8 protein-coding genes are annotated in these 10,764 nt (G+C 53.7%); 2 read left to right on the forward strand and 6 right to left on the reverse strand.

All coding sequences use genetic code 11. The features are described 5' to 3' along the window. Positions 1-8: 8 nt before the first annotated feature. The 5 genes from EDM52_RS15905 to EDM52_RS15925 all read right to left on the reverse strand — a co-directional run bounded on the left by EDM52_RS15905 (position 9) and on the right by EDM52_RS15925 (position 7,102). Complete coding sequence (locus tag EDM52_RS15905) at positions 9-1,793, reverse strand: hypothetical protein (protein ID WP_122909961.1); 1,785 nt, start codon at positions 1,791-1,793, stop codon at positions 9-11. 3 nt (positions 1,794-1,796) lie between these two features. Further along, complete coding sequence (locus EDM52_RS15910) at positions 1,797-2,684, reverse strand: ABC transporter permease (protein WP_122909962.1); 888 nt, start codon at positions 2,682-2,684, stop codon at positions 1,797-1,799. After that, positions 2,681-3,607, reverse strand: coding sequence for an ABC transporter ATP-binding protein (locus EDM52_RS15915; RefSeq protein WP_122909963.1), 927 nt, complete (start codon positions 3,605-3,607; stop codon positions 2,681-2,683). The genes EDM52_RS15910 and EDM52_RS15915 overlap by 4 nt, the downstream gene beginning before the upstream one ends. Then, positions 3,604-6,036 carry a DUF7408 domain-containing protein gene (locus EDM52_RS15920; RefSeq protein WP_245997002.1) on the reverse strand — a complete coding sequence of 811 codons (2,433 nt, stop codon included), beginning with the start codon at positions 6,034-6,036 and terminating at the stop codon, positions 3,604-3,606. The genes EDM52_RS15915 and EDM52_RS15920 overlap by 4 nt, the downstream gene beginning before the upstream one ends. A 106-nt stretch (positions 6,037-6,142) precedes the next feature. After that, complete coding sequence (locus EDM52_RS15925; RefSeq protein WP_122909965.1) at positions 6,143-7,102, reverse strand: proline dehydrogenase family protein; 960 nt, start codon at positions 7,100-7,102, stop codon at positions 6,143-6,145. A gap of 122 nt (positions 7,103-7,224) precedes the next feature. On the opposite strand from EDM52_RS15925, the gene pdxR (EDM52_RS15930) reads away from it, so the two are divergent. Then, positions 7,225-8,655, forward strand: coding sequence for a MocR-like pyridoxine biosynthesis transcription factor PdxR (gene pdxR, locus EDM52_RS15930; protein ID WP_122909966.1), 1,431 nt, complete (start codon positions 7,225-7,227; stop codon positions 8,653-8,655). On the opposite strand, the gene pdxR (EDM52_RS15935) is transcribed toward pdxR (EDM52_RS15930), so the two are convergent. Next, complete coding sequence (pdxR, locus tag EDM52_RS15935; RefSeq protein ID WP_122909967.1) at positions 8,624-10,048, reverse strand: MocR-like pyridoxine biosynthesis transcription factor PdxR; 1,425 nt, start codon at positions 10,046-10,048, stop codon at positions 8,624-8,626. The genes pdxR (EDM52_RS15930) and pdxR (EDM52_RS15935) overlap by 32 nt on opposite strands. 105 nt (positions 10,049-10,153) lie before the next feature. On the opposite strand from pdxR (EDM52_RS15935), the gene EDM52_RS15940 reads away from it, so the two are divergent. Next, entirely contained in the window at positions 10,154-10,735 is a 582-nt protein-coding gene (locus EDM52_RS15940) for a GNAT family N-acetyltransferase (protein WP_122909968.1), read from the forward strand. The last annotated feature ends 29 nt before the right edge of the window (positions 10,736-10,764 follow it).

The raw sequence follows: 10,764 nt of genomic DNA on the forward strand, positions 1-10,764 counted from the left end.
CTCCATCCTTAATCAGGTTCAATGTTGCTGAAATACTGCTTCACGACTTCTTGATAATCACTCGGAATACTGCCTTTCTCCATGCTTTCGCGGGCAAATTCTGCGTACTCGCCATAGACTTCCGCGTAAGGGAGAGTCCCACCGGAGGAAACTTGCGTGTTTCCGCTTTGCTGCGACTGCGACGGTCCTGCTCCCAAAGGGCCGCTGACTGTATCAGAGGGACCACTGCCATCTCCGATACGCTGGGAAGGCACCGTGACCAGTTCGTGATTTCCGGCTCCCAGTCCAGCGCCTCCACCTTGACCGCTTCCCGCTCCAGTACCTGAACCAGCCCCGTTACCTGCGCCGATTCCTGCGCCAGTCCCTGTACCTGCCCCGTTGCCTGCTCCAGCACCATTCCCGGCGCCCGCTCCATTTCCTTCCGTGCCCGCTCCATTTCCTTCCGTGCCCGCTGGATTGCCAGTCCCTGTACCAGAGTCACCTGGAGTGTTGCCTGCAGCAGTACCACTCGGTTGCTGGGATGCACCCGTGCCTGGAGTGGCTGTCCCGGAGGCAGGTGTGCTTGGGCCTGCACCTGCCTGAGCACCTTGGCCTGCTGCCGCATTGTTACTGCCTTGACTGCCTGCGGCCGCACTGGCCAGCGTCATCTGCGACTGCTGCAAAGAAGCTGCCGTCTGTGCTGCTGCGAGCATCCCCTGCTGCGTCTGCCCAGCTGTCGTCAATGCCTGCATCATGCTTTGCTCCAGTACGAGCATGCCTTCCGGGATTTGCCCCTGTGCCAGCTGCTGTGCTGCTTCGGCCATTTGCTGTGCAGCCTGCTGCGCTTCCTTGGAGCCGGTAGCCATCGCTTCCTGACTGAGCTGATCGGCCGTCTGCTCCAGTTCTTTTGCCAGCTTTTCCAGCTCTTGAGCCGACATCGCCTCCATCGCTTGCGCCGTCTGCTGCAAGGCTTCCACCAGCAATTCACGGTCTGCTTTTGCCAGCGCATCGGCTAGCGGACTGGTTGCTGTATGATTGCTCAGCGCCAGCTGTACTCGCTGCAGGGCAGCCTGCTTTCGTACTTCGTTTTCTCTCCATTTATCCAGCTGCTTTTCCGCTGCACGCAGCGCGCTCAGGCGTTCTGCCGGATCATCCGCTTTGGCTAAAGCCTCTTTGGCTTGTTCCAACAGCTCTTCCAGCTGCTTTTTTTGTTCTTCGCTCAATGTGTTGTTCGTCTTTGCTTCCTCCTGGATGGCCGCAAGCTCCTGCTGCGCTTCTTCCAGGGCTTGCTGCTCCAATGCCATCTGAGCCAGCCTGCCGTCCTGTGGATTGGGTACGATCAGCAGAACGACCACTACCGCTAAAAGTCCGCCCATCGTGTAGATGTTCCTGCGCACCTGCGGCCAGATCAGGATGCTTTCCACAATCTTGGGCAGCTGCCTCCGCAAGTGGCCAAGCGCATCCTCTCTCTGACGCAAAGCGATCACGGATTGACTCTCTCGATGCTCCCATGCAGTAACGGCTCGCTGTGCCAAGCCTTGCTCATCTGCCACTTGCGCAGACTGCTCTAGCGTAGGCCGCTTCCCAAGTGTCAGCAGACCACCCGTCAGCAGCGCCAAGAGCGGTACTGCGATCGCCAACCAGGCGTAATATTGGATTGGCCAAAAACGGGCAACGAGGAGAAGCAAAACGCTTCCCCCCATACCCCACAGGCCGTAGATCGTCAATTGACGAACAAGCTGCCTGACTCCCAGGCGCTTGCGTATCGGCTCCAGCAGCGACTGCAATTCGTTGTTGGATTGGTTCGTGAACATGGCTTACTTCTCCTTGCGTGCCGCCCTGAACAGGCGAGGGCGAACAGGATGGATCGCGTAAATAGCCAGCAACAGGCAAACCACCGTCACCATTCCAAAAAAGATGACATAGTACCAGAAAGGATCGATCGCGGGAAACCAGGTTCCATACCTCAAGCCCACATTGTTCGTTGGTCCTTCTTCAAAAATGTGAAGGATCGCAAACAGGGGGTTCAGACTGTAAATGATGTCCGTCCAGTCTGAATTGGTGCTGGACGGCAGATTGCCCATACGACGCTGGTAACGTATAAACTCCCGAATGATTTCCGCCAGAACCATCGTACCGATCGAATAGCCAAAGACGATGGCATACGTGACGACCGTCGAAATGCCGGTTCGCTTGATCAGGGTGGACAACAGCACACCGATACTGCCGATCCCGAACATCGTGATCAGATAAAAACCAAACACCTTGACTACTTGCACAGGAGAAATACCACCGTACAGAAAGACAATGGCGTACAGCGGAATCGTGGCAAATACCAGAAACGTCATGAAGCTGAGTGAAGACAGCCATTTGCCCAAAATCAGCCGAGTAGCGCTCACGTTGGTGGTCAAAAGAATGCTCAACGTCTGCCTCTCCCGCTCGCCGGAAATAGCGCCCGAAGTCAGACCCGGCACGACAAAAACAATCATGCCCAGCTGCAGAATAGACAGCATCATGAAAAGCTCCCGCGTGTCGTTGGGATTGTAATACGTCCCTCCGTCAGTCTCCAGGAAGATGTAGAACAGGGTGATGCCACCTAAAATAAGCAGGTAGCTAAAAATCATCCAGGGCGAACGCCCGCTTCTCATTCTCATCTTCCACTCGTTGAACAAAACGGGATTGTTCAATCGTCTCAGGATGTTCATGAGCCCACCCCTTTCGTGATTTCCAAAAAGATCTCTTCCAGATCCCCCTGATCTTCATTGAAAGCCGCCACGGGGTAACCGGAAACAGCCAGATCGCGGAACAGCTCGACCTGCTGCTGGTCGTCTCCTGTAAATCCTACTGCGATCCAGTTGCCCTCCTGTGTCACACCTGCGATAGTGGGCTGCTGCCTCAGATGTTCCATCGTCTCCTCGATCCGGTCGAGCAGGCGAATTCGCAAAAGCTTTTTCTCCTGCATCTTGGTGTAGATTTCATCAACCCGGCCAAATGCGACCAGATTTCCTTCCTCGACAATACCGATCACATCACACATCTCCGCGAGCTCCGGCAAAATATGCGAGCTGATAATGATCGTCTTGCCCATGTCCCGCAGCTCCTTGAGAATCTCCCGCAGTTCGATTCGGGCACGCGGATCCAGTCCGGACGCCGGTTCATCCAGAATCAGCACTTCCGGATTGTGAACCAGGCAGCGGGCAAGCCCTAATCTCTGCTTCATTCCGCGAGAGAGCGAGTCTACATAGGCATCACGCTTATGGGTCAGATTGACCAGCTCCAGCAGCTGCGGTATGATCTGTTTTCGCTCTGCCAGAGGGATATCGTAATTGGCGCCGTAAAAATCCAGGTATTCTTCCGCTGTCAAATTGTCGTATACGCCGAAAAAGTCTGGCATGTAGCCGATCAGCTTGCGCACTTCCTTGGGCCGCTCTGTGACCTCATATCCACCCACGTACGCTTTTCCGCTGGTAGGCTCCAGTAGAGTAGCCAAGATAGACATTGTCGTAGACTTTCCTGCCCCATTGGGTCCGACGAAGCCAAACACGGTCCCTTTCTCGATTTCCAGTGTCAGTCCTTTGAGTGCTTCCATTTTGCCGTATCGTTTTCGCAGATCCTGAATCCGTATCATCGGGTGATCACCTTCCCTTCCACACTGACAAGCGGTCTGCCAAGGTGGCGATTATCATCTGCGTCATGAGACAGCTGGATGCGAAGTATGCCAGCTTCAGACACGTAGCTCGCGGCTTTGTCTCCCGTCATGATGTTGTTCACAAACACATTTTCATACGCTTCAAAGCTTTCCGTCTGCCAGTTGTAGATCTCCTTGGAGAAATAGGCACTGTCCTCCGACCAGGTGAACATGTAGAGCTTGCTGATCTCCAGCTGCTCACCATTGGGACGAAGATCGATATCAAAGGCGATATTCCCTTTTTCCATGTAATAGCCATTCGGGACCTCTTCCAGTTTGGCTGTATTTCCCGACTTGATGATATCGAAGGAACCTGCCGGATAAAACACCTCTCCACTCTCGGATGGCTTCACCTGCAATGGTGCTTTGACCAACGCGATGCCTTCTGACTTTGCTGGCGAACCCTCTACGGAGACCTCTGTCACGGCCTGATCTGTCCAGCCCATGATCATCAAGGGAGAGGCCAGACTAGGATCGTAGCTGCCGTAATCTCTTTCCTCCAGTACCTGAACCATCAGCTCTTCACGTGTTTCGTACCGCATGCCGGTCTGTTTGTTCTGTGGTACCAGTCTGCTGCTGATCCGATGCATCTTGCCCTGCAGCAGCTGTGCAGACGGCGCGTAGTTCAGATCTACCTCTACCGAGCTGCCAGGCGCAAGCTCCTGGACGTCCTGTATCTGGGTTCCAGCCAGGATTCGCACGTCACGCAAGTGGTACTTGGTCTGATTGGTGACCGTTCCTTTCAGTTTTCCATTCGAATACGTCAAGGCCGATACAAACCCGCCTGTATCTGCGACATATTGTTGGGATACGACATTGCGCATCGACCAGAACTCTACATTGCGGAAGTTCAGCTCGGCACGATCCACATCCAGCAGGGACCAGAGATTCAGATTCTCTTCTGATCGTCTTCCTGTGAGTGACGGTTCCGCCAAGCCCGGACCGTGTACGATCATCTTGTAATCGCCACTGCTCGGCACAAACATCGCGGTGACGGCACTCACCTTGGCCTGTCCGGAATTATTGAGCTCTACCAATCCAGCCTGATGCAAGGAAATGCCTGTACCACGCTGATAGGCCCCGAATGAAAAAATGCCCAGACCCGTGATCACCGAAAGAATCGGCACCACTACCCACATATAGTTTTGTTTTCTTTTATATCGCAAAATAAAGAACAGAATGGGGCCAGCAATCAATGCATAGACACCGAAAAGCAGTGCAAACCAGCTCACCTCTGGAAGCTTTAAAGAAGGAATCTGCTCGGACGCTCTTCGCAGCGGCCAGACCTGATCCTGCAGCTGGTAGTTTTTTTCCTGAAACAGTGTCGAGCCGAAAGCATTGGGCAGCATTTCTGCCCACAATCGGCCATTTCCAGACCAGCTTGCCAATGGCTCCTGCGCCAGATCATAGGCGACGTACAGGACTTTTCCCTCACCAAAGTTGCGGGCGACGAACAAAGGAATCCCGTTTTCTTCTGCGAGCACTTTCCCTTCCTTGAGGGTACCTGTACTCACCGTAAAGGGAGAAGTCAGTTCAAGCGCATTTTCCTCCACCTGCAATGCAGTAAATGTCTGCACAAGTGCTTCCCCTGTCACCTCAACTGGCGACAGGTCCTGCAAGGTTCCGACTGTTTTCTTATATTGAGGTCCTCCTGCCACGACCAGCAATCCACCTAACTGGGTCCATTCGCGAATAGCCTGAATTTGTCCGGCATTCAGCGTATCAAGCGCAAAATTGTTCAAGATGAGCATGTCTACCAATTGCAGCTGTACACCTGATACGGGTACCAGCTCCGGCTTCATGGGAAAAACCTTGACGTTCTTGGTCCATACATCTCTTGGCATGACACCGAGGTAATTGGCTGTATTCGGATTTTGGGCCAACACGCCGATCATCAGGGTATTGCCACTGTATCCCATGCTGGATACGCGCGTCTGCGCCAGCACTTGATCGCCTTGCATAAAGGAGACGTGTGTATACGTTTGAATGTGATGTCCCGGAACGACAATCGTGACCTGTTTCGTAACCCCGCTCGCCACGGATACAGGTTGGTAATGCGCAACCCCGTTCGTGCTCGCATTATGATCACCAGCCGTCACAACCAAGTCGCCTTCGATATCAGCGCCTAGATTGGTGATACTCACCTGGACGGGAACCAGACCCGTTTCTTTAAATGACCCCTCAAAGCCGATCTTGGCATCCAGCTTGATCGCCACTTCTGCTTGCGCAACTGCAGCAATGCCCGTGGGCATCATTGCCATCATCATCAAGCACATGCATAACGCCAGCAACCAGCGCCTCGACTTTCCTGTAACCATGAATGCATACCCCCATAGACGGCTCATCTGCGAATGGTCCGTCTTTTTCATACAAATATAGACGTTTACAATCATGAAAAAGCTACATGATTATGCAGGAAGAACGAAAAAAAATCCACCCTTTTCCAAAATGGGTGGATTTTGCTGTCTGGTCTGCTCATTCGTAACCCGGATTTTGGGTACGAGAAGGCTCCGCCATATCTGCAATGGCCTGGTGGATGTGAGGCGGATATTCTGCCAACCGATGACAAAGATAGAGGTACCACTCCGTCCCGTAGGTGAGGTAGAGTCGCACAGTGACACCTTTATCCCGCATCAATCTGGCCTGCTCTGGCCGAACGCCGTACAGCATTTCCAGCTCAGCGTGCCGCAGGTGCAGATAGCCTCTTCTCTCCAGCTCGTCGATCAGGAGCTGATCGTGGGTCGCAAAAGAAATGTCGTGACCAGACAGGGCACACCGCTCTGCAAGCAGCAAATACCGTTCGTTCAACTCCTCGCCGCGTCCCAAGGCGACCGCTTCATGCTCCCGAAACGCTCCTTTCACCAGCCGAATTTTCCCTGGCTTCTGCAAGACCTTCGTCAGGTCGTCGAATGACCGATGGAGATGGGCTTGAATGGTGATCCCGATATTTTCATGCCTCTCTGCCAGCTGCTCATACAGCTGGACAATAGCTTCTGTCTTAGTCGATTCCTCCATGCTGACCATGAGGTAATGATCCTGTTTGCGCGCCTCTTCCGCCATTTCCTCCGCATGGGTATACGCCAGCTGCGGATCGAGAAGCAGCCCAATATGTGACAAGTCGAACGATATTCCAACAGGTCGGCGGATTCTCCCGCAATCTCGTGCTAGCTGAATAAAATGCTCTTTTGCCTGGCTACACTCCTGTATGGTCTTGGTATTTTCCCCGATGTACTCGGCTGACAGCAGGTATCCCTGATCCGCCAGCACGACGGCCCGCTCCAACAGCTCCGCACTTGTCTCCCCAGTCACGTATCGCTTCGCTGCAGCCAGCAGCAGCGTGTACAACTGCGGTGACTGCATCACCATTTCCTGGATTGCTGGATTGCGCGCAATCGTCCTCAACACTTCCGCTGTCTTGATTTCCTCTCCTCGCATGGTCTTGCCTCCCGTCATGGATGTGGACTTCTTCGCACAACCATATCATGGTAAGCTAAACTCGATTAGGACCAGTTTCCAGCTATTTTGATAGAACCACTTTTTAAGGGGTGTGCACGCACTTGCTCTATCTAACCATCGACCGTGACAGTCCGCTGCCGTTGATTCGGCAATTGTACACCCAGCTGCGAAGCAAAATTTTGCAGGGGGAATTAAAGGCAGGCCAAAAACTCCCTTCTACACGACAAGCCGCTCGGGAGTTGTGCATTTCCCGCAATGTCGTGATCGAGGCCTTTGACCAGCTTCTCGCTGAGGGCTACATTGAAAGCAAGCAGGGCTCGGGCTTCTACGTCGTACCCGACATGTACCTGGAGCAACAAGCTCGGCAGGAGGAAGCATGGCTGATACCAGAAAACGACCTGCCAGCAGCTCCCTCTCTGATCGATTTTCGCTCCGGTGTGCCGGCACTTGATTTCTTTCCGCGTACGGTCTGGGGCCGAATGGTGCAGCGCGTCTGTCACGAGGCTCCGCTCTCCGCGCTCGGCTACAATCGCCCCGAAGGACGCCTGGAGCTGCGCCAGATATTGAGCCGCTACTTGTACCGGACACGAGGCGTGCAATGCGAGCCTGAGCAAATCGTCATGACTTCCGGTGCCACACAGGCGCTGACGCTGATTGCGAAGGTGCTGCTGACCACAAACAGCCAGGTTGTAATGGAGGATCCCATCACACAAGACATCCAGACGATTTTTTCCTCTGCTGGCGCCAGCTTGATCCCTGTACCCACAGATGAAGCCGGAATGATGACCGACTTGCTGCCAGATCCCGAACAGGTGCGCCCCAGCTTTGTTTTCGTCACGCCCTCGCATCAGTTTCCGCTGGGGGGTACGTTGCCGATCCAGCGGCGCATCCAACTGATCCAATACGCTCGTCAAGCGAACTGCTACATTGTAGAAGATGATTATGACAGTGAGTTTCGCTACGACAGTCCGCCGATCAGCTCCCTGCAAGGACTGGCAGCCGAGCGCGTGATTTACGTCGGTTCCTTCAGCAAGATCCTCTCGCCCGGCTTGCGCCTCGGTTATCTCGTCCTTCCGCCAGAGCTCGTCCATCGCTACCAGGAGGCGAAATGGTTTACGGACCTGCATACGCCTTCACTCGACCAGCTCGCTCTCGGGCTTTTCATCGAGGACGGACATCTGGAAAAGTATCTGAATCGTGTCAAAAAACTCTACAAAAAAAGAAGAAAATGCCTGTCCGATGCTCTGACACAGGCATTCTCGAACAAGGTGAGCATATGGGGGGCCTCCGCTGGTCTGCATGTAGTCGCGGCTTTTGCAGGGGTACGCTTCACACCCGCTCTGCTCAAAGAGCTGGAAGATTGCGGCGTTCGTCTGTACCCCGTCTCTGATCACACCATCCAAAAAGACAAACACACGGAAAAGCTAATCATCGGCTATGGCAACCTGTCCGAAGAGCAAATTATGGAGGGCGTCGACAGGCTGCAAAAAGGGCTGGCAGTTAGTCAAGCCAGGCTCCAGCCAACGCTTTGATACCCGGCTCAATCTTTTCCAGCGGTATACCGGCAAAGCCGAGGAAAAATTCCTTGTGCTGCTCTGCCGGAGGGCGCAGCCAGGTATACGATGCCGAGGAAGTGTGCACTCCTGCCTGTCGCGCCCGCTCGTTCAATTGGAGCTCGCTATGAGGGGTTTCTACCCGAAGGAGCATGTGAAAGCCAGCGTCTTTTCCAAAGAGGACAGCCCGCTCGCCAAAATGCTCTTGTACTGCATGCATGACGGCATCGTGCTTTTTGCGATACAGGCTGCGCATTTTGCGGAGATGCTTTTCCAGCATCCCTTTCTTCATAAAGGCTTCCAGGGTGACCTGGTGGAGTCGCGACGAGGATTGCTCCAGCAGCGTCTCTCTTACAAGTTGATAATAGCGATCCAGCAGGCTCTGTGGCAGCACCATATACCAGATGCACAGGGCGGGCGCGATGACCTGCGAAAAGCTGCCCATGTAAATCACGCGGGCGTTCGTCTGAAGTCCCTGCAAGGATGGGATCGGCCTGCCGTGATAGCGGAATTCTCCATCGTAATCGTCTTCGATGATGTAGCCGTTCACCGCTTTTGCCCATTCCAGCAGCTGCATGCGCTTGGCAACTGGCATAATCATGCCGCGCGGATACTGATGCGATGGAGAGACGACCGCGAGTCTGGCGCCGCTTTGCTCCAGCTCCCTCACGTCGATTCCATCCTCCAGAAGCGAGATGGGCTTTACTTCAAAGCCATGACGCGCAAACGTATGAGCGAACAGCAAATAGCCCGGATTTTCCACAGCAATCTGCGGATAATCTGTCTTCAGCATCAGACTGAGTAGAGAGAGCAATCCAAACTGATCAGAGCAGATGACGACCTGGTCGGGGGTACAGACGACTCCCCGATGCTGGTGCAGGTATTCGGCGATTTGCTTGCGTAGTCCAGGCTCGCCTTGAGGATCGCCGAAAAACAGATCCTCCTGCCGTTCCAGACGAAGCGTCTGATTGTAGAGACGGCGCCAATCCGCATAAGGAAAAAGAGAAAAATCGTTCTGTGACATGTGAAAGTCGTATTCGTACTGGCGAGCATCCCTGAGCAACGGACGATCCACTCCCGCCTGTCCATCCCTTGGACGGTTCGCTCGGGGAGCTATCTCCGGCTCCGGCAAATGCTCGACGTAGTATCCGCTGCGCGGCCGGCTGATGATAAAGCCCTCTGCAAGCAGCTGCTGGTACGCCATCTCGACAGGCGTCGTGCTCAGCCCCAGCATATCCGCCAGCTTCCGCACTGAAGGCAAGCGTGTCTTCTCCGGTAAGGTTCCCGCGACGATCTCTTTTTTGATATAGGCGTACAATTGTACATACTGTGGTTCATTCCCGTTATCTGTCCAGACCGGTGTCAGCAGCATCGAATCTCTCCAATCTGTCCTTTTCACTTTGATAAAACTGCATATTTTCAAGTATACACAAAACAATTAAGCTAGTGGAAACGAATCGGAAGGAAGGAAATCACCATGTCTCATCAGGAACATTCAATCACTCCCGTGCGCTTTCTGGAAGGGGAGCGCGTCTATCTGCGTCCAGTCGGGCTTGATGATACCGAGCTGTATTTTCAAATGCTGTTCAACTCCGAAGCACGTCGCTTGACGGGCACCCAGAAGGCATTTACCCGCGAGGAAATCGCTCAATATATTCAAGGAAAAGCCAACGACTCCTCAAGTGTGCTGCTGTTGATTGCACTGCGCGAGAACGACCAAGTGATCGGAGATGTGCAGATCGGAGGAATCGACCGGAACAATCGAAATGCCTACATCCGCATCGCCATCGACTCCTCCAAGTTTCAAGGCAAAGGCTATGGCAGCGAAGCCATGCTGCTGATGCTGGACTACGGCTTCGGCATCCTCAATCTGCATCGAATCGAATTGAACGTCTTCGCTTTTAACGAACGTGCGATTCACACCTACGAAAAACTGGGCTTCCAGCGCGAAGGCGTACAGCGTCAGGCCCTGTACTACAACCATGAGTACCATGACTCGATCCTGATGGCGATGCTTGCAGACGAGTACCGGGAGAAATATGTGAAGTCCTCCAAATAAAAAATAGCCTTCCTTCGCCTGCGCGTCTA

The sequence above is a fragment of the Brevibacillus invocatus genome (assembly GCF_003710915.1).
GTDB lineage: Bacteria > Bacillota > Bacilli > Brevibacillales > Brevibacillaceae > Brevibacillus > Brevibacillus invocatus.

What these genes read in the sequence shown, in the direction of transcription:
- EDM52_RS15905 (WP_122909961.1), bottom strand. Translation starts at nt 1,793, where the DNA reads ATGTTCACGAACCAATCCAACAACGAATTGCAGTCGCTGCTGGAGCCG.
- EDM52_RS15940 (WP_122909968.1), top strand. Translation starts at nt 10,154, where the DNA reads ATGTCTCATCAGGAACATTCAATCACTCCCGTGCGCTTTCTGGAAGGG.
- EDM52_RS15910 (WP_122909962.1), bottom strand. Translation starts at nt 2,684, where the DNA reads ATGAACATCCTGAGACGATTGAACAATCCCGTTTTGTTCAACGAGTGG.
- pdxR (WP_122909967.1), bottom strand. Translation starts at nt 10,048, where the DNA reads ATGCTGCTGACACCGGTCTGGACAGATAACGGGAATGAACCACAGTAT.
- EDM52_RS15915 (WP_122909963.1), bottom strand. Translation starts at nt 3,607, where the DNA reads ATGATACGGATTCAGGATCTGCGAAAACGATACGGCAAAATGGAAGCA.
- EDM52_RS15925 (WP_122909965.1), bottom strand. Translation starts at nt 7,102, where the DNA reads ATGCGAGGAGAGGAAATCAAGACAGCGGAAGTGTTGAGGACGATTGCG.
- EDM52_RS15920 (WP_245997002.1), bottom strand. Translation starts at nt 6,036, where the DNA reads ATGAAAAAGACGGACCATTCGCAGATGAGCCGTCTATGGGGGTATGCA.